The sequence below is a fragment of the Rugamonas rivuli genome (assembly GCF_009380165.1).
In the GTDB taxonomy this organism is placed as follows: Bacteria; Pseudomonadota; Gammaproteobacteria; order Burkholderiales; family Burkholderiaceae_D; genus Rugamonas; species Rugamonas rivuli.
On the sequence record NZ_WHUF01000003.1, the window covers coordinates 375,791 to 397,460 of the forward strand.

Below are 21,670 nucleotides of genomic sequence, written 5' to 3' on the forward strand. Positions count from 1 at the left end.
CTGGCAGTCCACACCAGCTCACCTCAGGAGCCCACCATGAAAATTCGTACCGTGTTGATCATTGGCTCCGGCATCGCCGGGCCGGTGCTGGCGCATTTCCTCCATCGTAAAAACATCCAGGTCACTATCGTCGAGCGTGCGCCGCAGCTGCGCAGCTATGGACAAACCATCGATCTGCGCGGCGCCGGACGCGAAGTCGCGCGGCGCATGGGCATCGACGCCGAAGTGCGCAGCCGCATCACCCGTGAAGCCGGGCTGGCCTTTGTCGACGGCGCCGGCCATGCCAAGGCCTCCTTCACCGCCGACAGCTTCGGCGGCCAGGGCCTGGTCTGCGACACCGAAATCCTGCGCGGCGAACTGGTCGACCTGCTCTACGAGCACAGCCGCCGCGACGCCGAGTACCTGTTCGGCGACCATCCGCTTACCGTCACCGACCTGGGCGACCAGGTGCGCGTGGTCTTTGCCAGCGGCGCCGAGCGCAGTTTCGACCTGGTCATCGGCGCCGACGGCATCCGCTCGCGGACCCGCCGCCTGGTCTGCCCCGACACGCCGGCCATCCACTACCTGGACATGTACACCGCCTACTTCACCATTCCCTACCAGCCCGGCGACGGCAAGTGGGCGCGCTGGTATAACGCCGGGCGCGGCCGCACCCTGCTGCTGCGTCCGGACAATCAGGGCACCACCCGCGCCTTCCTGTCCTTCCGCAGCAGCCGCCGCGGCCATGAGGAACTGAGCCGCGCGGAACAGCAGGCGCTGCTGCACGAAGTCTTTGCCGACGCCGGCTTCGACACCGCCCGCGTCCTGCGCGACATGGCGCAGTCGCCCGACTTTTATTTCGAAGCCATCGGCCAGGTCAAGCTGCCGCAGTGGTCGAACGGCCGGGTGGCGCTGGTGGGCGACGCCGCCTACTGCGCGTCGCCGATCAGCGGCATGGGCACCAGCCTGGCGCTGGTCGGCGCCTACATCCTGGCCGGCGAGCTGGGCAGCCAGCAGGGCCACCGGCAAGCGTTCCAGCGCTACCAGGCGCTGATGCGGCCCTACGTGCGCAATGCGCAGCGCATCGCGCCGGGCGCCTTGCGCTTCGCCTCGCCCCACAGCCGTGCCGGAGTCAGGCTGTCCAACGCCGTGCTGGGCGTGCTGGCCAGGCCCGCCGTCTCCGGCCTGATCGGCAAACTGAACAAGCCCAAGGCCGACGCCATCGCCCTTCCCGACTATCCTGCCAAGGCCTGACATGCATCCTCACCAAAAACCCTGGCCAGTGTTCTGGACACTGGTGATCGGCACCTTCATGGTGCTGATCGACGCCACCATCGTCTCCGTCGCCAACCCCGCCATCATGGCCGGCCTCGACACCTCCATCGGCGCCGTGATGTGGGTGACCAGCGCCTACCTGCTGGCCTACGCCGCGCCGCTGCTGCTGACCGGCCGGCTGGGCGACCGCTACGGCCCCAAGCCCATCTACCTGACCGGCCTGGCGGTCTTCACGCTGGCCTCGCTGGCCTGCGGCCTGTCGCAGACTGCCGGCGAGTTGATCGCGGCGCGCGTCGTGCAGGGCATAGGCGCCGCCTGCATGGTGCCGCAGACCATGGCCGTCATCACGCGCATCTTCCCTGCCGCCCAGCGCGGCCAGGCCATGGGGCTGCTCGGCGCCGTGGCCGGCATCTCCACCCTGATCGGCCCCATGCTCGGCGGCGCCATCGTCAACACCCTGGGCTGGCAGTGGATCTTCTTCGTCAACGTGCCGGTCGGCCTGACCGCCTTCGTGCTGGCCCGCAAGCTGCTGCCCGAGTTCGGCCAGCAGCCGCACCGCCTGGACATTCCGGGCGCCCTGCTCAGCGGTGCCGGCCTGCTGCTGATCGCGCTGGGCATCCAGGAGGGCGAGCGCTACCACTGGGGCGTGATCGCCTGGCAAATCCCGGTCTGGGCGCTGATCGCCGCCGGCGTGCTGCTGTTCGCGCTGTTCCTGCTCTGGCAGCGCGGCAACAAGCACGAACCCTTGCTGCCGCTGGAGCTGTTCCGCGACCGCAATTTCACGGTCGGCAACCTGTCCATCTCGATAGTCGGGTTCACCACGGCCGGCATGCTGCTGCCGCTGATCTTCCACTTCCAGATCGTCATGCAACTGAGCCCGCTGGCCTGCGCGCTGATGCTGGCGCCGATGGCGCTGGTGCTGGCCGTGCTGGCCCCGTTCACCGGCAAGCTGGCCGACCGGATCGACCCGCGCTACATGGCGTGCTTCGGCCTGGCCTGCCTGGCCGGCGGCCTGCTGTGGTACGCGCTCTGGCTGCCGGACGCGGCACAGTCGCGCTGGCTGTTGCTGCTGCCGTCCGCCCTGCTCGGCGTGGCCAACGCCTGCATCTGGGCGCCGATCTCGGCCAGCACGATGCGCAAGCTGCCCCCGGCGCGGGCCGGCGCCGGCTCCGGCATCTTCAACACCACGCGCCAGATCGGCTCGGTGCTGGGCGCCGCCTCGATTGCCGCGCTGGTCCAGGCGCAACTGGCGCGCCAGCTGCCGGCCGGCCAGTATGCGGCGGGCGCCTTCCATCCGGGCGCGCTCGACCCGGCCAACCTGGCCCTGTTCCATGCCGGCTTTGCCCGGGCCATGGCGCACGCCATGCTGCTGCCGGCCGCCGCCGCGCTGCTTGGCGCCTGCGTCGTGCTGTTTTTCGCCAAAAACCGCACTGCCTAGCACGGCGCCGTGGGGCCGGCGCCCGCCCGAGCGGGCCGGGGTGATAAAATCGCGGAAACATATGCTGATCAAGTTTCCATCCATTCACCCCGGTTGCCCTGCGGCGGCCCTAACTACCCCTGATATCGCATGACCTTCCAAATTACTGTACAGCCCAGCGGCCATCAATTCAGCTGCGAGGAAGACGAAACCGTCCTGGCCGCGGCCATGCGCGCCGGCGTCGGCCTGCCCTACGGCTGCAAGAATGGCGCATGCAGCTCCTGCAAAGGCAAAGTGATCTCCGGTTCGGTCACGCACAAGGCGCACCAGGAACGCGCGCTGAGCAAGGACGAGGAAGCGGCCGGCCAGGCCCTGTTCTGCTGCGCCACCGCGCACTCTGACCTGACCATCGAAGCGCGCGAAGTGGCCGGCAGCGACGACTACCCGATCCGCAAGATGCCGTCGCGCGTGGCGACGATGGAAAAAATGGCGCCGGACGTGGTCGTCATGACGCTGCAACTGCCGGCCAACGAAACGCTGAAATTCCGCGCCGGCCAGTACATCGAATTCATGCTGCGCGACGGCAAGCGCCGCAGCTACAGCCTGGCCTCGCCGCCGGACCAGGACCAGCCATTGAGCCTGCACATCCGCCACATGCCGGGCGGCCTGTTCACCGACCAGGTGTTCAGCACCATGAAGGAACGCGACATCCTGCGCTTCGAAGGCCCGATGGGCACATTCTTCGTGCGCGAGGACAGCGACAAGCCGATGGTGCTGCTGGCCTCCGGCACCGGCTTCGCGCCGATCAAGGCCATCATCGAGCACCTGCGCGCGCAGGATTCGCAGCGCCCGATGGTGCTGTACTGGGGCGGCCGCCGCCCGCAGGACTTGTACATGGACGCGCTGTGCCGCCAGTGGGAAGCGATCCTGCCGAACTTCAGCTACGTGCCGGTGATCTCGGCCGCGCAGCCGGAAGACCACTGGACCGGCCGCACCGGCTTCGTGCACGCCGCCGTCATGGCCGACCTGCCCGACCTGTCCGGCCACCAGGTGTATGCCTGCGGCGCGCCTATCGTCGTCGACTCCGCCAAGCGCGATTTTGTCGCGCAATGCCGCCTGCCGGAGGAGGAATTCTACGCCGATGCCTTCACCACCGAAGCCGACATCAACAAGCCTTAAGCTGGCAAGCATCCATCCCCACCGGGAGCAGACAGGGATGCAGAGTCCCAAGGCTCTGCTCCCTGAAAGCGCCCATGTCCGACAGTCCGACCTCCTTCAACGGTTTCAGCGTCCTGCGCCACCGTAACTTCACCCTCTACCTGTCCTCCCGCACCCTCGCCACCGTGGCGGTCCAGATGCAGAACGTCGCCATCGGCTGGCAAGTGTATGCGCTGACCCACAACCTGTTCGACCTCGGCCTGATCGGCCTGGCGCAGTTCGCGCCCTTCCTGCTGCTGATCCTGATCGCCGGCCACGCCGCCGACCGCTACGACCGCCGCAACCTGATCGCGCTGTCGCTGGGCGCGCAGCTGCTGTGTGGGCTGATGCTGCTGGGCTTCACCGTCGCCGGCCTGAGTACGGTATGGCCGGTGTTTGCCGTGCTGGTGCTGTTCGGCAGCGCCCGCGCGCTGATGGGGCCGGCCACGCAAGCGATCCTGGTCAACCTGGTGCCGCCGGAAAGCTTCAGCAAGGCCGTCGCGCTGAGTTCGTCGAGCTTCCACGTCGCCGTCATCCTCGGCCCCACCTTGGGCGGCCTGTTCTACCTGGCCGGGCCGAAAACGGTTTATATGATTTCCTCGGCGCTGCTGGTGGCCGCAGTGGTGATGATGAGCCTGGTCAAATCGGTCAAGCAGCCCAGCAACCGCGAGCCCGCCACCTGGCACACCGTGCTCGAAGGCTTGCGCTTCGTCTGGTCCAAGCCAGTGGTGCTGGGCGCCATCTCGCTCGACCTGTTCGCCGTGCTGTTCGGCGGCGCCACCGCGCTGCTGCCGGCGCTGGCGCACGACGTGCTGCACGTCGGCCCGACCGGCCTCGGCATGCTGCGCACCGCGCCCGGCGCCGGCGCCGCCCTCTGCTCGATCGCGCTGGCCTTCTTCCCGATCACGCGCCGGGTCGGCCTGTGGATGCTGGGCGGCGTGGCCGTGTTCGGCGTCGGCACGCTGGTGCTGGGCGCGACCTCAACCTTCATCATCGCGCTGGTCGCCCTGTTCCTGATGGGCGCCGGCGACATGATCAGCGTCTACGTGCGCCACCTGCTGGTACAGTACGAAACGCCGGATGCGATACGCGGCCGCGTCAGCGCGGTCAACTCGGTGTTCATCGGCGCCTCCAACGAACTGGGCGAATTCGAATCCGGCCTGACCGCCGGCTGGATGGGCTTGACGCGCGCCGTGCTGTTCGGCGGCGCCGCCACGCTGGCCGTGACCGGCGCCTGGGCCGTGCTCTTCCCTGTACTGTCGCGCATGGACCGTTTCCCTCATGAGGACAAGCAATGACTTTACGCATACGACTGCCCGGCATCATCCACAGCCGCCCCCACCTGAGCCTGGCCATCGCGCTGGGTGTCATGGTCGGCCCGCTGCTGCCGCAAGCCTGGCCGCTGCTGGCCCGCCTGCTGACGGCATGGAATATCCTCGTCTGGTCCTATCTGCTGACGATGGGCTGGATGATGATGCGCGCCGACCAGCACGACATCAAGCGCGCCGCCTGCCGCCAGGATGAAAAGGGGCCGGTGATCCTGGCCACGCTGTCGCTGGCGATCATGATCAGCCTGGCGGCCATCATCTCGCAGCTGTCGACGCTGAAGAACCTGGCGCCGGCCGACATGCTCTACCACTATGGCTTCGTGGTGCTGACGCTGACCGGTTCGTGGTTCATGATAGGCACCATGTTCTGCTCGCACTACGCGCATCTGTACTACATCAAGAATGACGGCGAGAAGCCGCTGCAATTCCCCGACCATGACCTGACGCCGAACTACTGGGACTTCCTGTATTTCGCGCTGACGATCTCGGTCGCCGTGCAGACCTCGGACGTGGCCGTGCGCAGCCGCGCCATGCGCCAGGTGGTGCTGGCCCAGTCCGTGCTGTGCTTCTTCTACAACCTGGCCATCCTCGGTTTATCGATCAACATTGCCGCTTCGCTCATCAATGGCTAGCTCAACGTTAGCGACGTAGAAGACGTTTCAACATGAGCGTGGCTAGGCGCAGCGACGAAGACAGTGCGCCTGCACGGCAAGGAGCTGCAACGACGCCACGATCATGTTGAAATGTCTTCTTAACGAGAACCTAAGGAGAAAAGGAGTAATATTGTTTTGCAGTTCAACAAACAGGAGCAAGCGTATGCAAATCAATATCAATGCCGACAAAACCATCGACCGCCACGCCGGTCTGGATGAACATGTACAAACGGTCGTGAGCAATGCCCTCCACCGCTTCGGCGAGCAGATCACCCGCGTCGAAGTCCACCTGAGCGACAACCTGGTGCAGAAATCGGCCGACGGCGACAACCGCTGCCTGATGGAAGCCCGCGTCACCGGGTATCAACCGATCGCCGTCAGCGATCACGCCGCCACGCTGCATCAGGCCATAGGCGGCTCGGCGGAAAAACTCAAGCGCGCCATCGACAGCGCCCTGGGCCGCCTGCATGACAAGCGCCACGCCAACGGCGCCGTGCCGGCCGAAGCCGACGTCGACGACACCGAATAATTCCATGGGGAGGGAGCTAGCGCCGTGCCAGCTCCCTCAAGTACTTCAAGCCCTGCAGCGACCGGCTGCCATACCAAGACATCATCTCCCCATCGACCAGCAGCACCGGCTTGCCCAGCTGTTTTTCCAGCGCATCCGCATGCGCCTCGGTGAAGCGATACGGCTCGCTCGACAGCAGCACCCCATCCACCCCATCCATCAACTCGGCCGACCACTCGAAGCGCGGATAACGCAACTCGCCCAGGTCCGGCACGCTCCAGCCGATTTCCTCCAGCATGCGCGCGATGTAGGTGTCGCGCGACACCGTCATCCACGGATCTTGCCAGATGCAGTACAACATGGTCTGCGGCCGCGCCGGCGGCATCGCGCGCAGCAGCGCATACTCCGCCTCGAACGCCGCGCACCAGTCGGCCGCAGCCTGCTCGCGGCAGAACACGCCGCCCATCAGCCGGGCCAGCTCCAGGTTGTCGCGCGGACGCAGCGGATGGGTGACGACGATATGCGGAATGAATTCCGCCAGCAGCTCGACGGTCGGCTTTTCGTTCTCGTCGATATTGACCACCAGATGGGTCGGCGCCAGCTTGCGGATCTTCTCGATATTCACATCCTTGGTGCCGCCCACCTTGGGTATCGCCTGCACCACATCGGCCGGGTGGATGCAAAAGCCGGTGCGGCCCACCAGTTGGCCGGCCAGGCCCAGGTCGCACAGCAGCTCGGTAATCGACGGCACCAGCGAGACGATGCGCGCGTGCGGATCGGCCAGGTGCTTGTTGCCGATCGCGTCGGTATATTCCATGTTCTCATCCAGTGTGGGCAATGGCGGTATTGAAGCATCTGCGGATACATCGCGCAACAACTGCGGGGACAAAATTTACACAGCGTCCAGGGCAGTTCAGCTATGATTAGTCAGCTTGCCCATCAGCACCTCGAAAGACGACTTTGAAACAAATCAGCACATTCGGCAGCTCCGGCTACCAGATCAGCGACTTGCAACTGTTGCGCAATGCGGACGACGACGCCGCACTCGCCAAGCTGCTGGCGCACTGCCCCGTGATGCTACTGGAAAGCGGCCAGGCGGTGGCCGAGTCGAACCGCGCCCGGCTCTACATCGTGCTGCGCGGCGCACTGTCGGTCGCCACCGACACCCGCACCGGCATGGCCGACGGCACCGTCAGCAAGATACTGCCGGGCGAAAGCGTGGGCGAGCAATCGGTGCTGGATGAAGAAGCCAACCTGTCCAGCATCACCGCGCTGGAACAGAGCGAAGTGCTGGTCATCGAAGCCGACCTGGTGTGGAAGCTGATCGACGAATCGAATGTGCTGGCGCGCAACCTGCTGCGGCTGCTGTCCTTCCGCATCCGCGCCGCCAACGCGCAGCTGCGCCGGCGCCAGAAGCTGGGCGAGTTCTACCGCCAGCTGTCGATGATCGACGGCCTCACCGGCCTGTACAACCGCGCCTGGCTCAACGACCTGCTGCCGACCATGGTGGCCACCGCGCAGGGCTCGCACGCGCCGCTGGCGCTGATCATGATCGACCTCGACCACTTCAAGAAATTCAACGACAGCCACGGCCACCTGGCCGGCGACCAAGCCTTGCGCGCGGCAGCGCACGTGCTCAGCAGCGCGCTGCGGCCCACCGATTTTGCCGTGCGCTACGGCGGCGAGGAAATGATGGTGCTGCTGCCGGACACCAGCGACAAGGTCGCGGTGGCGGTGGCCGAGCGCCTGTGCGAGCGCATGCAGCAAGCGGTGGTGTTTGGCGACATGCGCCAGCCGCTGCCGCACGTGACGGCCTCGTTCGGCGTGGCGACGCTGCAGGCGGGACAGGACGAATCAGCGCTGATCGCCGCCGCCGACGGCGCGCTCTACCGCGCCAAGGAACTGGGCCGCAACCGCGTGGCCCATCACCAGCCTACTGTCCCGGACCAACCTTGATCGGCGCGGTGCCGACACCGCTATCCGTCTCGGCCGCCGGCTGCGCCTTGTGCGCAGCCGCGAAGTCCGCATAGCCTTGCTGCACCAGATCGTAAGTCTTGTCGATATTGCTGGCGATGTCGCCGTTCAGCACCTTCAGCCCGTCGAGCACGCCGCGCGCTTCCTTGAAGCCCTGGTCCACGCCTTTTTTCAGCGTATCCATGAACTTGTTCAGCACCGCATCGCCCTCTTCGCCGGGATGTTGCTGTTTATAGGCTTCGTAAAACGCCGTCGACAGCGATACAATGCGGCTCGCCGTGCCTTCCGGCGTATTATCCTGCGATACCGCGTTCTGGATGGCGTTGTCGCCGAAATCGTCCTTGAGCGCCTCGTTGATGCCGGTAAGCGCCGTTTTCAGCAGCACCGACAGCGGTTCGTTGGAAGAATTCAACGATACCGTCAAGGAAGCTTGTACGATGGACACGTTCAACTGCGCCTTGGCCTTGGCGGCGACCGACACATTGCTGTCGTCCTTGGCCTGGACCGGCGCGCTGGACGTGGCAGCCGTACTGCCCGATGTTGCCGACACTGGAGTCGCCATGATGTTGCTCCTGATGGAATATCCTGTAATTATCGGCAGATTTAAGAATAACTGTAGCCCCCTAGACCGCACCCTATGACCACACAAACCTTTCTCTGGCACGACTACGAAACCTTTGGCGCCCAGGCGCGCCGCGACCGCCCGGCGCAATTCGCCGCGATCCGCACCGACGCCGAGCTGAACGAGATCGGCACGCCCATCATGTTGTATTGCAAGCCGGCCAATGATTTCCTGCCCGACCCGCAATCCTGCCTGATCACCGGCATCACGCCGCAGCAGTGCCTGGAATGGGGCGTGCCCGAGCACCAGTTCGCCAACACCATCGAGCAAGCCTTCTCCAAGCCGGGTACCATCGGCGTCGGCTACAACACCATCCGCTTCGACGACGAGATCACCCGCTTCATGTTCTGGCGCAACCTGATCGACCCGTACGCGCGCGAATGGCAAAACCAGTGCGGCCGCTGGGACTTGCTGGACGTGGTGCGCATGACCTACGCACTGCGCCCGGAGGGCATCGAATGGCCGATGCGCGAGGACGGCAAGCCCAGCTTCAAACTGGAGCACCTGGCCAAAGCCAACGGCCTGCTGCACGAGGCGGCGCACGATGCGCTGTCCGACGTGCGCGCCACCATCGCGCTGGCCCGCCTGATCCGCGCTAAGCAGCCCAAGCTGTTCGACTTCTGCCTGGCGCTGCACAAGAAAGACCGCGTGGCCGACGAGATCGGCATGCACCTGGCGCCGGCGCTGCGCGCGCCCTTCCTGCACGTGTCCGGCATGTTCCCGGCCGAGCGCGGCTGCATCGCGCTGGTGTGGCCGCTGGCCACGCATCCGACCAACAAGAATGAAGTGATCGTCTGGGATTGCACCTACGATCCTACCGAGCTGTTCACGCTGGACGCCGACACCATCCGCACCCGCATCTTCAGCCGCGCCGACGCGCTGCCGGAAGGCGTGACGCGGCTGCCGGTCAAGAGCATCCACCTGAACAAATCGCCGATGCTGGTGTCCAACCTGAAGACGCTGTCGCCGGCGATGGCGGCCAAATGGGGCATCGACCTGGAGCAAGGCAAGGCGCACGCCGCGCTGGCTGCGGCCGGCGGCAATATGGACATCGTATGGGAGCAGGTGTTCCACCGTCCGGCGGGCGCCGAGCTGGATGTGGACGAGGATCTGTACAACGGCTTCGTCGGCAAGGAAGACCGCCGCATGCTCGACACGCTGCGCAAGGAAACCCCGGCCCGTCTGGCCACGGCGTCGCCATCGTTCAGCGATCCGCGCCTGCTGGAACTGCTGTTCCGCTACCGCGCGCGCAACTTCCCCGAAACGTTATCGGAAGGCGAGATGGAGCATTGGGAGCAGCACCGCGCAGCGCGCTTCTACGAAGGCGCAGGCGGTGCGCGCAGCATCGACCAGTTCTTCGGCGAGATCGACCATCTGCAACAGGATGCCGATGAGCGTGCAGAACAAATCCTGGCCGAGCTGTACGAGTACGTGGAGCTGATCGCTCCAGCGCACTAAGCCGGTTTAGGCGCGATGCTGGTTGATGGCGTCGCGCGTTTCCAGCGCCACGCGGCGGGCGGCGGCGGCGAAGTCTTCACCTGCCTGCGGCGCCGCGTACAGAATCGCACGCGAAGAGTTGATCATCATGCCAGCGCCAGCAGCCGTCTTGCCCGACTTGACGGTGGCCGCGATATCGCCGCCCTGCGCGCCGATGCCAGGCACCAGCAGCGGCATGTCGCCGACGATCGCCCGTACCTGCGCCAGTTCTTCCGGGAAGGTCGCACCGACCACCAGCGCGCACTGGCCGTTGGCGTTCCACTTCTGCGCCACCAGGCGCGCCACGTGCTGATACAACGGCTGGCCGTCGACGTTCAGGAACTGCAAATCCGAACCGCCGGCATTCGACGTGCGGCACAGGATGATGACGCCACGGTCGCTCCACTCCATGTACGGCTCCACCGAATCCGAGCCCATGTACGGGTTGACGGTGACGGCGTCCGCGCCGTAACGATCGTAGGCTTCACGCGCGTACTGGCGCGCGGTGGCGCCGATGTCGCCGCGCTTGGCGTCCAGGATCAGCGGAATATGCGGATAATTGTCGCGCACGTAGTGGCATATTTTTTCCAGTTGGGCTTCGGCGGACAACGCCGCGAAGTAAGCGATCTGCGGCTTGAACGAGCACGCCAGGTCGGCGGTCGCATCGATGATTTCGCGGCAGAAGTGGTAGATGCCTTGCGGGTCGTTCTGGAACTGCGCCGGCAGTTTGTCCATGTCCGGATCCAGGCCCACGCACAGCAGCGAGTCGTTGGCCGTCCAGGCGGCAGATAATTTGTTGATGAAAGTCACGACGCACCCTTAGCTTTTGTTGCAAACCCTCTATTGTAACGCGCCCGCATCGGGCTGTTAAAATTTGCCCTCTCTCCTTAGAAAGCACATCCCATGAAACTCTCGAATAAAGTCGCGATCGTCACCGGCGCCACCCAGGGCATAGGCCTGGCCTGCGCGCAGCGCCTGGTGGCCGAGGGCGCCAAGGTCATGCTGGTCGACATCAAGCCGGAAGGCGCGTCCGCCGCCGCCACGCTGGGCGAGTCCGCCCGCTTCTTCGCCGCCGACGTCAGCCAGAAATGCGACGTTGACGCCCTGGTGGCCGCCACGATGGCCGAATTCGGCCGCATCGACATCCTGATCAACAACGCCGGCGTCACCCACGCCGCCGACTTCCTCGACCTGACGGAAGACGATTTCGACCGCGTGCTGCGCATCAACCTCAAGTCCATGTTCCTGTGCGGCCAGGCGGTCGCGCGCCAGATGGCCAAGCAGCAGAGCGGCTGCATCATCAACATGTCCAGCGTGAACGCCGAGCTGGCCATCCCCAACCAGGTGCCTTACGTGGTGTCCAAGGGCGCGATCAACCAGCTGACCAAGGTGATGTCGCTGAACCTGGTCACGCACGGCATCCGCGTCAACGGCATCGGCCCCGGCACCATCCTGACCGAACTGGCCAAGCAAGCCGTGATGGCCAGCCCGGAAGCGCGCAACACCATCCTGTCGCGCACGCCGATGGGCCGCTGCGGCGAGCCGGAGGAAGTGGCGTCCATCGCCGCCTTCCTGGCCAGCGACGACGCCAGCTACATGACGGGCCAGACCCTGTACGTGGACGGCGGCCGCCTGGCCCTGAACTACACGGTGCCGGTCAAATAAAGAGTTATATGCATTATTGATGTCTGGTATCTGAAACAACAATTAGACACATATCTGGGAGACCCCCATAATTACACCTGTCTCCACTATTCTCCTCCAAGAAAATAGTTTTAAGCCCGCTTTAACCAGCGGGCTTTTTTTTTTGCTCGCCGTCATGACGGCGTCATATTCGCTTCCTATACTGGTCACATCTTCAGTACATGCAACCGATAGGCATGACGGAAGAAAGGTGCACCGGGGCTCCGGTGCACCACTCCCCCCTTCCCCGCACTGCATGGTATTGTCTGGTTCATGATCAAACAATTCCTTCTGACCAATTCCCACGCCCGGCTCCGATACTGGACCGCCATCGTCCTGTACCTGCTGATCCTGATACTTGGCTCGCTGCCCGGTGCCCGCCAGGACATCGGCCAGGTCGCTTCGGGGCTGATACTGCATTCGCTGGCTTATGCAGGACTGACTTTCTTGATTTTCACCGGCGGAACCGGCAGCCTGAGGCTGCGGGCCGGCAAGGCCGTGCTGACCATCGCCCTGATGGGCGCGCTGGACGAATACGTGCAAAGCTTTTTCCCGTACCGCCACGGGGCTGTGTCCGACTGGCTGGTCGACTGCAATGCTGCGGTGCTGACGGCGCTGTTCATGTATTTCTTGTGGACCCGTTATCGCATCCAGCCGTCAAACTGACATTCCCGGCACGCTCCCCGGGCGTGCCCAGTGCCAACTCCACATCCAGGCGCATCTGCTGTAATTGCTCGGCTTTGGCCACGCGTACCAACTCGTGCAATGAATGTGTCAATAAATGCCGGCTACGCGGGTCCGGCGCTTCTCCACAGGTTGAGTTAATTAATTCTTCGATAATAGTGTCTGTCACGCGTGTCAACATATCGATATCCTTAAAAGTGATACCCAACAATTATTGCGTGCGAGTAGCACGCCGCAATTGATGTATATCAACTGCCCCGGGATGTGAAGGGAACAAAACCGCGCGCTGGTCCTCTGAATCAAAAGGCTAGCCTTTTTGATGAGTGACCACGGGAGAATGAGATGAACACAAGCAGAAATAGCATGATCGCGCTGACCATCCTGGTATTGGCCGGCTGCGCGTCGGAACGCAGCGGCGAGCCCAACGCTAACAGCACGACCAGCACGACCGGCAACCAGAGCAGCACCACCGGCACCATGACCAGCGGCATGACCGGTAGCGCCACACCCAGCAGCGCATCCGCCAGCACCACGGCGCAGACCAGCTACGGCGTCGTGCAAGCCATCGACCAGATGCAGCGGCAGGACGTGGGCGCCGGCCTCTCGGGCGCGGCGGCGGCCGGCGGCAGCGTCGGCCTGCCGACGGACAAAGTCTATCGCGTCACCGTGCGCCTGGACGACGGCACCACCCAGATGACGGTGGCCGACTCCCTGCCCGGCTACAAGATCGGCGACCGCGTGCGCTACAACAACGGCATGGTGAGCAGTTACTAGTACAGCTGCTAGTGCAGCTGTTCAACCTGGTAGCCGCGCCGTTTCAGCAGCTGCGGCAAGCCATCCTCGCCCACCAGATGCAGCAGGCCGACGCCCACGAACGCGACCTGGTCCTGCTGCAGGATGCGCTCGATATTGCTGGCCATTTCGGGATTGCGCTTGCCCAGCAACACCCGGTTCATGAAGCCGGCGGAGATCGTATCGCCGCTGGTGGCGGACTGCCACGCCGCATGGATGCCCGGCGCGTCGGCTGCGCTCCAGGCCTCGATCAGCGCGGTGGACTTTTTCAGCGAGGCGCCATCGGCCAGGTCGGCCAGGTTCTCCAGCAGATACTGCTCCTGCTGGCGCTCGTCCAGCGTATCGAACAGGCTGAGCTGATAATCGGCGCTCTCCAGCTCGCGCACGGTCTTGTCCTGGTTCTTGGCCGCAGCCAGCAGCGCGTACTCCACCGCCTGGCTGCGCTGGAAACCGTGCACCTCCATCTCCGCGCCGATCAGCAGGTTGGCGATCAGCCACGGCTTGTACTGCTGCACCGACTGCAGCGACATGCCGGCGCGCGCCAGCGCCTGCACCATCAGGCCCAGCGCGGCAGGCGACAGATGACGCTGCACCATGTCGCCCTCCGGATAGCGGCCATGGCGTGCCAGCGCCAGCTGGAACGGCGCGTCCTGGCGGATGTCCAGCTCGATCACCAGCGCCCTCGCCTCGCGCAGCGCGCGCGACACCACCGGGTCCAGCGGATAGACACCGTCCCTGCCCACATGAATGGTGCCGAACAGATAACCGGTCTTGCCATCGTGCGTGATCCGGTACAGCTGGCCGCGATGCGCAGCCGTCGCAGGCTCGACCACACCGGCCGCGAACGCCATCTGACAGCAGAATATCAACAGGCTAAATAGAATGGCAATTTTCTTAGGCATGAGTTTCCCCGCGATAGCAGGGCATGCCATCGAACGAATAAAAAAGGAATAAGGGAGAAGTAAAGCGAGGCGCGTTACTGTTTCCAATGGTAAATCAGGACCACTGGCTGGGAAATATTTTTTTAAACTTCGCCGAGAATATCGGCAAAATAAACACAGTTAAATAGCAGCTCAATAATAAAAATACTGTTTAAATGATTATTAATTATCGGATTATTACCAATTAAGGCGCCGCCAGCGCGCTGCGCGCATTCTGTGTATGCTTGCTGGTCCACATCGGCCGGACCAAGCACCATGATTCCATTTTCCATCCTCGATCTTTCCCCCATTGCCGAAGGCAGCAATCCTTCCGCATCGTTCCGCAACACGCTGGACCTGGCGCAGCACGGCGAACGCTGGGGCTACCAGCGCTACTGGCTGGCCGAACACCACGGCATGCCCGGCATCGCCAGCGCCGCCACCGCCGTCGTCATGGCCCACGTGGCCGGCGGCACCTCGACCATCCGGGTCGGCGCCGGCGGCATCATGCTGCCCAACCACGCACCGCTGGTGATCGCCGAACAGTTCGGCACGCTGGAAGCGCTCTACCCCGGCCGCATCGACCTCGGCCTGGGCCGCGCCCCCGGGTCCGACCAGACCACCGCGCGCGCCCTGCGCCGCAACCTCGACAGCGACGCCGACGCCTTCCCGCAAGACGTGCTGGAACTGCAAGACTACCTGTCCGACACGCCGCGCCAGCGCGTACTGGCCGTGCCCGGCAAAGGCGCCAAGGTGCCGCTGTGGATTTTGGGCTCCAGCACCTTCGGCGCGCAGCTGGCCGCGCACATGGGCCTGCCGTTCGCCTTCGCCTCGCACTTCGCGCCGCAGATGATGCAGCAGGCCATTGCCCTGTATCGCGGCAATTTCCAGCCGTCGGCGCAGCTGGCCAGACCGCACGTCATGCTCGGCTTCAATGTGTTCGCCGCCGACAGCGACGAGGAAGCGCACTACCGCGCCACCTCAATGCAGCAAGCCTTCGTCAACCTGCGCACCGGCAAGCCGTCGCAGCTGCCGCCGCCCAAGGCAGGCTATCTGCAATCGCTGGGGCCGCAGGAAAGGGCGATGCTGGACGCCGTGCTGTCCTGCTCCGCCATCGGCGCGCCGGACACCGTCAGCCGCCAGCTGCAGGAATTCATCGCCCGCACCGGCGCCGACGAGCTGATGATCACCTCGCAGATCTTCGACCACAGCCAGCGGCTGCGCTCCTACGAAATCGCCGCCGAAGTACGGCAGGCGCTGGTGCGCGCGTGAGCCCGTCCCACGCCCAGCGCGACATTTCGCCAGGCATGGTCTGGCTGTTCGCCACCGCGACCGGCCTGATCGTCGCCAACCTGTACTACGCGCAAACGCTGATCGGCCCGATCAGCCGCGCCACCGGCCTCGATCCCGGCGCGGCCGGCCTGATCGTCACGCTGACGCAGATCGGTTACTGCCTCGGCCTGCTGTTCATCGTGCCGCTGGGCGACCTGCTGGAAAACCGCCGCCTGATCTTCATCGCCCTGCTGACCACGGCGCTGGCCTTGCTGGCGGCCTCGCTGACCAGCAGCGCCGCGCTATTCCTGCTGGCGGCCTTCTGCATCGGACTGGGTTCGGTGGCGGCGCAGATCGTGGTGCCGTTCGCCGCCCACCTGTCGCGCCCCGAGACACGCGGCCAGACCGTCGGCAAGGTGATGAGCGGCCTGCTGATGGGCATCATGCTGGCGCGTCCCGTGGCCAGCCTGGTGGCCGACGCGCTGAGCTGGCATGCGATCTTCGTCATCTCGGCAGTCGGCACCACCGCGCTGGCCTTCCTGCTGCGCGCGCGCCTGCCGCAGCGGCAGCCGGATTCGGGCCTGCACTATTTCGCTTTGCTGGGATCGATGTGGCACCTGCTGAAGACCACGCCCATCCTGCGCCGCCGCGCCGCCTACCAGGCCTGCATGTTCGGCGCCTTCAGCCTGTTCTGGACCAGCGTATCGCTGGAGCTGACCGGCCCGCGCTTCCAGCTGAGCCAGACCGGCGTCGCCATCTTCGCGCTGGTCGGCGTGGCGGGCGCGATCGCCTCGCCCATCGCCGGCCGCCGCGCCGACCATGGCAAGAGCCGCTCCACCACCGCCGTCGCGCTGACGCTGGGCGCGCTGGCCTTCGCCCTGCCCCTGCTGATCCACTCCAGCCGCCTGGTCGACCTGGGCGTGCTGGTGCTGACCTCCATCGTGCTGGACATGGGCGTCTCGGCCAATCTGGTGACGGGACAACGGGCGATCTTCGCCCTGCCGGCGGACATCCGCAGCCGCTTGAACGGGCTCTACATGGCCTTGTTCTTCATGGGTGGAGCGCTGGGATCATCGCTGGGCGGCTGGATGTTTGCCGCACACGGATGGAGCGGCGTGCTGTGGGCAGGCCTGGCCTTCCCCGTCACCGCGCTGTGCGTGTTCGCTACCGAACCCCGGGCTTAGTGCGACCAGAGACGCACTTGCCCCTGTAGCGATACGGTGCCGTTGATGTTGAGGCTGCCCAGGTTGCCGGTGACAGGCGCATTCGGATCGCTCTGCACGCTCAGCGATTCGAAGCCGAAGTTTGTGTAGCGCACATAACCCGGCAAGCCGATGGCGATGTAGTCGCCGCCGCCATCGGTACGCGTCTGCACGCCCAGGCTGACGGCAAACATGTCCACCGCGCCGCGCACATTCTTGAACACGATGTAGCGGTTCTGCCCATCGCCCTTGAAGCCCAGCGACAAACGGCTGTCGCTGACCGCGCCCACCAGCGTCGGATCGTTCAGCGAGATGTGGGCCGCGAAGCTGATGCCGTCCTGTCCGCTGACCTTGGACAGCTCGCTGTCGTCCAACGCCTGCAACGGCCCCGCCTGCGACACGCCCGCCGCCAGCATCATCCACAGGAACAGAGCGCGCGCCATCAGTGCTTGAACTTTATGTCGAGATACTGGATCTGGATCGAGCCTATGCGCGAGGAGCCAAGATCCACCGTCGGCTGGCCAGGACTCACGAAGGAAATATTGTCGACCACGACGCCGCCGGCCGGCGCCACGCCGCTGCCGTAACGCGCATCCGGCCAGTCGATGCCGATGTGCAGGCGCGGCCCGGTCTCGTCGTTGAGCGCATTGATCACCGCCGGCTGCGACGCCACATTGGCCAGCATCCACGGCGTATTGTTGAACACGCCATTGCCATCGACGCCGCCGATGTGCACGCCGCTCAGCACCATCGCCTCGGTGGCGTCGTTGCGGCCGCGCGGCTGGAACGACAGCTTGCCGATATCCATGCGCAGCGCCGCCCCGAAGGCCACGCCGTCGTTGACTTGCGGCGTGGAGAACTGCAAGCCGCCGCCGGAAAACACCAGATCCTTGATGACCACGCTGCCCTGCTCGCGCGTGACGCCATCCGCCGTCACGCCCCAATCGTAGGCGGCCTGCCAGCGCTGGTCGGCATTCACGTTCAACGGAAAGGCGATGTTGATGACATCGGCCAGGCCGGGCGCACCGGCCACGATGTCGAGCTTGTAGGGATCGGAAAACGGCAGCGGATTGTCGCTGCGCGAGGCGCTGAATTTTTCCACGTACAGGCTGGAGCCGACCGGCGTGGTGTAGCTGACGCGCGCATCGCCGCTCATGGCGAAGCCGTTCAGGTCGAAGCTGACGCCGTCGCGCCCGCGCACCGTCGACAGCGCCGCGTCGTTCAAAGGCTCCATCGCCGGCGCCGGCGCGCACACGGCGGCCAGCAGCAACAGCAAGGAAGCGCGCGCGGCCGCCATCAACGGCCCTTCGGCAGATTCGGCGGCACCAGGCCGGAAGTGCTCAGCGCCTGCAGCTTGTCGCGCCAGTTCATCCAGATGCCGGCCTGGGCCGCATCCGTCGGCGGCACGCCGGCGGCGGTCGGAAACTGCACGCCGGTCTTCAAGACGGAAATCCAGAAATCGCGGCTCGGTCCGGCGGCATCGCCGGCCGTCACGCCGCCCAACTGCGCCAGCGACAGGCAAGGCGCCGTGCAGCCGCCGTCCCAGCGCTTGCCGCCGAGCGTATCGGTGCGCGAATCGAGCACCACGGCGGTGCCGTCGGCCGCCTGGCCCGTCACCCGCATCGAGCCCGACAGGCTGTTGATCTTCATGCCGATGTCGCCGCTGATGCCCTCGAAGCCGAAGCGCATGCCGACCGCCTCGCGCGAGGCGCCATCGGCCGCGTTCTTGTAGACGAATTCGAAATAGGGATTGCTGATGTGGACCAGGCGCTGCGCCTCGGTGCCATCGCTGCGGCCAAACTGTAGCAGGCCGATGTCCAGGTCGGCGCCGCTGCCGTTGCGCGGGGCGTAGCTGTATTCGCCCAGGCGCATATTGCGCAGGTTGGCGCTCAGCGTGATGTCGGCGTCCAGCGCGACCTTGCTGAAATCGAAGCCGCCCAGGCTGGTGTTGGTGAGCGCGACCAGACCTTGTCCACGCGTGTTGGACAATTCCTCTTCGCTCAACGGTTGCATTTGCGCCGACGCCGTCAGCGTGCAGCAGGCCAAAGCCGCGCACAGCCACAGCGAACGCAGGGAATAGAAGGAGCTCATGATGTGGGAAACAACAGCCGCGGGCGCGGCTGTTGTTGCTCAGCTGATTAGTGAGCGAAGATCCAGACGGTGGTGCCGCGCATGTCGATCTGGTTCATGGCAACCGAACCGAACGAAGCTGCGCTGTTGCCCATCTTGATCGCGTCAACCGACACGTTCAGGTAGTGGCCGTCAGCAACCACGCTCGCTGGGATAGCGATCTGCACGACGTCGCCGCCGGTAGCTGGGTTGTAGAAGGTGCCTGGGTTGGTCACGCCAGCGGCGCCGGCAGCGGCCAGGAAGGAGTTTTTCGACAGGATGTCGATGTTAGCGGCGATCAGACCGTTAACTTTGATGCCGTTGAAGCTGACCGAACCGCCACCCATGCCGTTGGCATCCAGTGCGTCGGTGTCGGTGTAGGTGAACGAAGCGATCTTGATGTTCAGATTGGCAGCGATCGACACGCCGTCCTGGCCGCTGACGGTGCTCAGCTCTGCGTCTTGGATTGGGGTCATGGCCGATGCCGAGAAAGCCAGGGTTGCCAGGGCTGCTGCTACTGCGGTTTTGATGAATTGCATGTGATCGTCTCCGTGAGGTTTTGGTCTAGGTATTTGTGTTTTTTTCAATGCTGCGTAACCATCTTAGGGCTACGGTGTTGCAAGCGTCCAGCGTGCCGCGCTGACTTTTCAGGCCAAGCAACAGACCCTGCGAGCCAGCGCGGACGGGCCTGGATTAGTGCGCGAAGATCCAGACGGTGGTGCCGCGCATGTCGATCTGGTTCATGGCAACCGAACCGAACGAAGCTGCGCTGTTGCCCATCTTGATCGCGTCGACCGACACGTTCAGGTAGTGGCCGTCAGCAACCACGCTCGCTGGGATAGCGATCTGTACGACGTCGCCGCCGGTAGCTGGGTTGTAGAAGGTGCCTGGGTTGGTCACGCCAGCGGCGCCGGCAGCGGCCAGGAAGGAGTTTTTCGACAGGATGTCGATGTTGGCGGCGATCAGACCGTTCACTTTGATGCCGTTGAAGCTGACCGAACCGCCACCCATGCCGTTGGCATCGAGTGCGTCGGTATCGGTGTAGACGAAGGAGTCAATCTTGATGTTCAGATTGGCAGCGATCGACACGCCGTCCTGGCCGCTGACGGTGCTCAGCTCGGCGTCCTGGATTGGGGTCATGGCCGATGCCGAGAAGGCCAGGGTTGCCAGGGCGGCTGCGATTGCGGTTTTAACGATTTGCATTTTTTATCTCCGAGTTGTGTTTGAAATTTTTTGTCCGGGCTCACGTTCGGCAGGCTGGTCCTGGGCCCCGGGTAGGAGCCGCGGCGCCCTGTCCGGTGCCGTGAAAATCTTAATATTTGACTATTAATTGAGTCCATCATATGAGTCGCCGCCGACGCCGGTCCAGCGTGGCGCGCTGACTTGAAAAGCCAACAACGTGGCCTAGCGAGCCATACAGAGTGGGGATGCGGCGTGTGGTAGTTATGTCACGCATGTTGTCAAAAGGTTGCGCCGAGACACCCCGCCAGGCGCCGCCCATTAGCATAAGTTCGCCAAAAATATTTAGAGTCACATGTCTAAAAAAACAGATGCTCGGTTTTGCCAAATCATGCGTTAATTAATTACAAGAAAAGAAAGACGTGTTGTCGCCTTAATAAAGCACGACCGTTCTAATTAAGAATACTGGAGACAAGATGACCATCACGATGGGGCGCCCGACGCCTCTGGGCGCAGCTTACGCCCGCAGTTTGTGCCCGCAGTCCCGCCGGCATTTTTATCGCGCGCGCCCAAGCGCGCTCTCGCGCGCGACACGCGGGGGATGACGCCATGCTGATGATCCTGCTCGGCATCATCGCCGCCGCGATAGGCGGCGCCGGGGCCATGTCCCGCCACGAACCGCTGGACCGTCCCAAGGGCCAGTTCGAAATGCCGCAGACCCTGCTGGGCGGCGGCGCCTACACGCAATCGGTAACGATGGAGCCGTTCTCCGAGCTCAAGTACAAACACATCGTGCGCCAGGCCTTCGACTTCAGCTGCGGCTCGGCCGCGCTGGTGACCATCCTCAACTACCACCTGGGCGTCATGGTCAACGAACAGCAAGCCATGGAAGGCATGCTGGACAAGGGCGAAAAGGAAAAGATCATCGAGCGGCGCGGCTTTTCGCTGCTGGACATGAAGCGCTACGTCGGCTCGCTGGGCCTGTCGGGCGCCGGCTTCAAGGCCGAGATCAAGGACTTGATGACGCTGGAAGAACCGGCCATCGTGCCGATCGACTACGCCGGCTCCAAGCACTTCGTGGTGTTGCGCGGCATCCGCGGCGGCGTGGTCTACATCGCCGACCCGTCGGCGGGCAACATCGCCTTCTCGGTCGAGGAATTCGCGCGCTGGTGGGACAAGAACACCCTGTTCATCATCTCCCCGGCCAAGGGCCAGACCCCGGTGGCGCAACTGGCGCTCAACGACCAGGAGCTGGCCGTGGCCGACATGGACCGCGTCACCGGCAAGGGCCGGCAGGACGGCCTTTCCAATGCGGCCCAGCTGTTGCTGCGCGCCGTCAACACGGGCGCCGCCGGCACCTGGATGCATCGCAATTAACCCCCGCGCCTTTCCCACTCTCG

24 protein-coding genes are annotated in these 21,670 nt (G+C 64.4%); 14 read left to right on the forward strand and 10 right to left on the reverse strand.

Annotated elements, in window-relative coordinates; translation table 11 throughout:
• Nucleotides 1-36 precede the first annotated feature (36 nt).
• The 6 genes from GEV01_RS12125 to GEV01_RS12150 all read left to right on the forward strand — a co-directional run bounded on the left by GEV01_RS12125 (nucleotide 37) and on the right by GEV01_RS12150 (nucleotide 6,378).
• Complete coding sequence (locus GEV01_RS12125) at nucleotides 37-1,233, forward strand: FAD-dependent monooxygenase (protein WP_152804596.1); 1,197 nt, start codon at nucleotides 37-39, stop codon at nucleotides 1,231-1,233.
• A gap of 1 nt (nucleotide 1,234) precedes the next feature.
• A complete protein-coding gene (locus GEV01_RS12130) occupies nucleotides 1,235-2,692 on the forward strand; it encodes an MFS transporter (RefSeq protein ID WP_152804598.1) in 1,458 nt (485 codons plus the stop codon).
• Nucleotides 2,693-2,821: 129 nt separating this feature from the next.
• Nucleotides 2,822-3,850, forward strand: a complete 1,029-nt coding sequence (locus tag GEV01_RS12135; protein WP_152804600.1) for a CDP-6-deoxy-delta-3,4-glucoseen reductase — start codon at nucleotides 2,822-2,824, stop codon at nucleotides 3,848-3,850.
• Between the two features lie 74 nt (nucleotides 3,851-3,924).
• The gene (locus GEV01_RS12140) at nucleotides 3,925-5,166 is read left to right on the forward strand and encodes an MFS transporter (protein WP_152804602.1); all 1,242 of its coding nucleotides are present in this window, start codon (nucleotides 3,925-3,927) and stop codon (nucleotides 5,164-5,166) included.
• Nucleotides 5,163-5,828 carry a DUF1345 domain-containing protein gene (locus GEV01_RS12145; protein WP_152804604.1) on the forward strand — a complete coding sequence of 222 codons (666 nt, stop codon included), beginning with the start codon at nucleotides 5,163-5,165 and terminating at the stop codon, nucleotides 5,826-5,828. Before GEV01_RS12140 ends, GEV01_RS12145 begins: the two co-directional genes overlap by 4 nt.
• 184 nt (nucleotides 5,829-6,012) lie before the next feature.
• A complete protein-coding gene (locus tag GEV01_RS12150; RefSeq protein WP_152804606.1) occupies nucleotides 6,013-6,378 on the forward strand; it encodes an HPF/RaiA family ribosome-associated protein in 366 nt (121 codons plus the stop codon).
• 16 nt (nucleotides 6,379-6,394) lie between these two features.
• Here GEV01_RS12150 and GEV01_RS12155 read toward each other — a convergent pair whose 3' ends face one another.
• On the reverse strand, nucleotides 6,395-7,174 hold the full coding sequence (locus GEV01_RS12155) for a helical backbone metal receptor (protein ID WP_152804607.1): 780 nt from the start codon (nucleotides 7,172-7,174) through the stop codon (nucleotides 6,395-6,397).
• A 143-nt stretch (nucleotides 7,175-7,317) separates the two neighbouring features.
• On the opposite strand from GEV01_RS12155, the gene GEV01_RS12160 reads away from it, so the two are divergent.
• Nucleotides 7,318-8,313, forward strand: coding sequence for a GGDEF domain-containing protein (locus GEV01_RS12160; RefSeq protein ID WP_152804609.1), 996 nt, complete (start codon nucleotides 7,318-7,320; stop codon nucleotides 8,311-8,313).
• Here GEV01_RS12160 and GEV01_RS12165 read toward each other — a convergent pair.
• Complete coding sequence (locus GEV01_RS12165; protein ID WP_152804611.1) at nucleotides 8,291-8,893, reverse strand: DUF5610 domain-containing protein; 603 nt, start codon at nucleotides 8,891-8,893, stop codon at nucleotides 8,291-8,293. The two genes, GEV01_RS12160 and GEV01_RS12165, sit on opposite strands and share 23 nt — an antisense overlap.
• 75 nt (nucleotides 8,894-8,968) lie before the next feature.
• Between GEV01_RS12165 and sbcB the strand changes: the two genes are divergently transcribed.
• A complete protein-coding gene (sbcB, locus tag GEV01_RS12170) occupies nucleotides 8,969-10,411 on the forward strand; it encodes an exodeoxyribonuclease I (protein WP_152804613.1) in 1,443 nt (480 codons plus the stop codon).
• 6 nt (nucleotides 10,412-10,417) lie between these two features.
• On the opposite strand, the gene pyrF is transcribed toward sbcB, so the two are convergent.
• Nucleotides 10,418-11,239 carry an orotidine-5'-phosphate decarboxylase gene (pyrF, locus tag GEV01_RS12175; protein WP_008445923.1) on the reverse strand — a complete coding sequence of 274 codons (822 nt, stop codon included), beginning with the start codon at nucleotides 11,237-11,239 and terminating at the stop codon, nucleotides 10,418-10,420.
• Nucleotides 11,240-11,332: 93 nt separating this feature from the next.
• Here pyrF and GEV01_RS12180 point away from each other — a divergent pair, with 93 nt between their 5' ends.
• The 3 genes from GEV01_RS12180 to GEV01_RS12190 all read left to right on the forward strand — a co-directional run bounded on the left by GEV01_RS12180 (nucleotide 11,333) and on the right by GEV01_RS12190 (nucleotide 13,570).
• On the forward strand, nucleotides 11,333-12,094 hold the full coding sequence (locus tag GEV01_RS12180) for an SDR family NAD(P)-dependent oxidoreductase (protein ID WP_152804615.1): 762 nt from the start codon (nucleotides 11,333-11,335) through the stop codon (nucleotides 12,092-12,094).
• 291 nt (nucleotides 12,095-12,385) lie between these two features.
• On the forward strand, nucleotides 12,386-12,778 hold the full coding sequence (locus GEV01_RS12185; protein ID WP_152804617.1) for a VanZ family protein: 393 nt from the start codon (nucleotides 12,386-12,388) through the stop codon (nucleotides 12,776-12,778).
• 360 nt (nucleotides 12,779-13,138) lie between these two features.
• Complete coding sequence (locus GEV01_RS12190; protein ID WP_152804619.1) at nucleotides 13,139-13,570, forward strand: hypothetical protein; 432 nt, start codon at nucleotides 13,139-13,141, stop codon at nucleotides 13,568-13,570.
• An 8-nt stretch (nucleotides 13,571-13,578) separates the two neighbouring features.
• Here GEV01_RS12190 and GEV01_RS12195 read toward each other — a convergent pair whose 3' ends face one another.
• On the reverse strand, nucleotides 13,579-14,490 hold the full coding sequence (locus GEV01_RS12195) for a TraB/GumN family protein (protein ID WP_152804620.1): 912 nt from the start codon (nucleotides 14,488-14,490) through the stop codon (nucleotides 13,579-13,581).
• A gap of 122 nt (nucleotides 14,491-14,612) precedes the next feature.
• Entirely contained in the window at nucleotides 14,613-14,801 is a 189-nt protein-coding gene (locus GEV01_RS12200) for a hypothetical protein (RefSeq protein WP_152804622.1), read from the reverse strand.
• On the opposite strand from GEV01_RS12200, the gene GEV01_RS12205 reads away from it, so the two are divergent.
• Nucleotides 14,785-15,780, forward strand: coding sequence for an LLM class flavin-dependent oxidoreductase (locus GEV01_RS12205; RefSeq protein ID WP_152804625.1), 996 nt, complete (start codon nucleotides 14,785-14,787; stop codon nucleotides 15,778-15,780). The genes GEV01_RS12200 and GEV01_RS12205 overlap by 17 nt on opposite strands.
• 35 nt (nucleotides 15,781-15,815) lie before the next feature.
• The gene (locus GEV01_RS12210) at nucleotides 15,816-16,964 is read left to right on the forward strand and encodes an MFS transporter (protein WP_008445911.1); all 1,149 of its coding nucleotides are present in this window, start codon (nucleotides 15,816-15,818) and stop codon (nucleotides 16,962-16,964) included.
• Here GEV01_RS12210 and GEV01_RS12215 read toward each other — a convergent pair.
• The 5 genes from GEV01_RS12215 to GEV01_RS12235 all read right to left on the reverse strand — a co-directional run bounded on the left by GEV01_RS12215 (nucleotide 16,961) and on the right by GEV01_RS12235 (nucleotide 20,294).
• A complete protein-coding gene (locus GEV01_RS12215) occupies nucleotides 16,961-17,425 on the reverse strand; it encodes a DUF6160 family protein (RefSeq protein ID WP_152804627.1) in 465 nt (154 codons plus the stop codon). The genes GEV01_RS12210 and GEV01_RS12215 overlap by 4 nt on opposite strands.
• The gene (locus GEV01_RS12220) at nucleotides 17,425-18,279 is read right to left on the reverse strand and encodes a DUF6160 family protein (RefSeq protein ID WP_152804629.1); all 855 of its coding nucleotides are present in this window, start codon (nucleotides 18,277-18,279) and stop codon (nucleotides 17,425-17,427) included. Before GEV01_RS12220 ends, GEV01_RS12215 begins: the two co-directional genes overlap by 1 nt.
• The gene (locus GEV01_RS12225) at nucleotides 18,279-19,073 is read right to left on the reverse strand and encodes a hypothetical protein (RefSeq protein ID WP_152804631.1); all 795 of its coding nucleotides are present in this window, start codon (nucleotides 19,071-19,073) and stop codon (nucleotides 18,279-18,281) included. The genes GEV01_RS12220 and GEV01_RS12225 overlap by 1 nt, the downstream gene beginning before the upstream one ends.
• Nucleotides 19,074-19,120: 47 nt before the next feature.
• A complete protein-coding gene (locus GEV01_RS12230; protein ID WP_152804633.1) occupies nucleotides 19,121-19,630 on the reverse strand; it encodes a DUF6160 family protein in 510 nt (169 codons plus the stop codon).
• Between the two features lie 154 nt (nucleotides 19,631-19,784).
• Entirely contained in the window at nucleotides 19,785-20,294 is a 510-nt protein-coding gene (locus GEV01_RS12235) for a DUF6160 family protein (RefSeq protein ID WP_070267527.1), read from the reverse strand.
• A gap of 585 nt (nucleotides 20,295-20,879) precedes the next feature.
• Here GEV01_RS12235 and GEV01_RS12240 point away from each other — a divergent pair.
• Entirely contained in the window at nucleotides 20,880-21,647 is a 768-nt protein-coding gene (locus GEV01_RS12240; RefSeq protein ID WP_008445899.1) for a C39 family peptidase, read from the forward strand.
• Nucleotides 21,648-21,670 lie beyond the last annotated feature (23 nt).

Excerpts from the sequence above, each read along its gene's own strand:
- GEV01_RS12125 (WP_152804596.1), top strand. The coding sequence starts at position 37 with ATGAAAATTCGTACCGTGTTGATCATTGGCTCCGGCATCGCCGGGCCG.
- GEV01_RS12130 (WP_152804598.1), top strand. The coding sequence starts at position 1,235 with ATGCATCCTCACCAAAAACCCTGGCCAGTGTTCTGGACACTGGTGATC.
- GEV01_RS12135 (WP_152804600.1), top strand. The coding sequence starts at position 2,822 with ATGACCTTCCAAATTACTGTACAGCCCAGCGGCCATCAATTCAGCTGC.
- GEV01_RS12140 (WP_152804602.1), top strand. The coding sequence starts at position 3,925 with ATGTCCGACAGTCCGACCTCCTTCAACGGTTTCAGCGTCCTGCGCCAC.
- GEV01_RS12145 (WP_152804604.1), top strand. The coding sequence starts at position 5,163 with ATGACTTTACGCATACGACTGCCCGGCATCATCCACAGCCGCCCCCAC.
- GEV01_RS12150 (WP_152804606.1), top strand. The coding sequence starts at position 6,013 with ATGCAAATCAATATCAATGCCGACAAAACCATCGACCGCCACGCCGGT.
- GEV01_RS12155 (WP_152804607.1), bottom strand. The coding sequence starts at position 7,174 with ATGGAATATACCGACGCGATCGGCAACAAGCACCTGGCCGATCCGCAC.
- GEV01_RS12165 (WP_152804611.1), bottom strand. The coding sequence starts at position 8,893 with ATGGCGACTCCAGTGTCGGCAACATCGGGCAGTACGGCTGCCACGTCC.
- sbcB (WP_152804613.1), top strand. The coding sequence starts at position 8,969 with ATGACCACACAAACCTTTCTCTGGCACGACTACGAAACCTTTGGCGCC.
- GEV01_RS12180 (WP_152804615.1), top strand. The coding sequence starts at position 11,333 with ATGAAACTCTCGAATAAAGTCGCGATCGTCACCGGCGCCACCCAGGGC.
- GEV01_RS12185 (WP_152804617.1), top strand. The coding sequence starts at position 12,386 with ATGATCAAACAATTCCTTCTGACCAATTCCCACGCCCGGCTCCGATAC.
- GEV01_RS12190 (WP_152804619.1), top strand. The coding sequence starts at position 13,139 with ATGAACACAAGCAGAAATAGCATGATCGCGCTGACCATCCTGGTATTG.
- GEV01_RS12195 (WP_152804620.1), bottom strand. The coding sequence starts at position 14,490 with ATGCCTAAGAAAATTGCCATTCTATTTAGCCTGTTGATATTCTGCTGT.
- GEV01_RS12205 (WP_152804625.1), top strand. The coding sequence starts at position 14,785 with ATGATTCCATTTTCCATCCTCGATCTTTCCCCCATTGCCGAAGGCAGC.
- GEV01_RS12200 (WP_152804622.1), bottom strand. The coding sequence starts at position 14,801 with ATGGAAAATGGAATCATGGTGCTTGGTCCGGCCGATGTGGACCAGCAA.
- GEV01_RS12210 (WP_008445911.1), top strand. The coding sequence starts at position 15,816 with ATGGTCTGGCTGTTCGCCACCGCGACCGGCCTGATCGTCGCCAACCTG.
- GEV01_RS12215 (WP_152804627.1), bottom strand. The coding sequence starts at position 17,425 with ATGGCGCGCGCTCTGTTCCTGTGGATGATGCTGGCGGCGGGCGTGTCG.
- GEV01_RS12220 (WP_152804629.1), bottom strand. The coding sequence starts at position 18,279 with ATGGCGGCCGCGCGCGCTTCCTTGCTGTTGCTGCTGGCCGCCGTGTGC.
- GEV01_RS12225 (WP_152804631.1), bottom strand. The coding sequence starts at position 19,073 with ATGAGCTCCTTCTATTCCCTGCGTTCGCTGTGGCTGTGCGCGGCTTTG.
- GEV01_RS12230 (WP_152804633.1), bottom strand. The coding sequence starts at position 19,630 with ATGCAATTCATCAAAACCGCAGTAGCAGCAGCCCTGGCAACCCTGGCT.
- GEV01_RS12235 (WP_070267527.1), bottom strand. The coding sequence starts at position 20,294 with ATGCAAATCGTTAAAACCGCAATCGCAGCCGCCCTGGCAACCCTGGCC.
- GEV01_RS12240 (WP_008445899.1), top strand. The coding sequence starts at position 20,880 with ATGCTGATGATCCTGCTCGGCATCATCGCCGCCGCGATAGGCGGCGCC.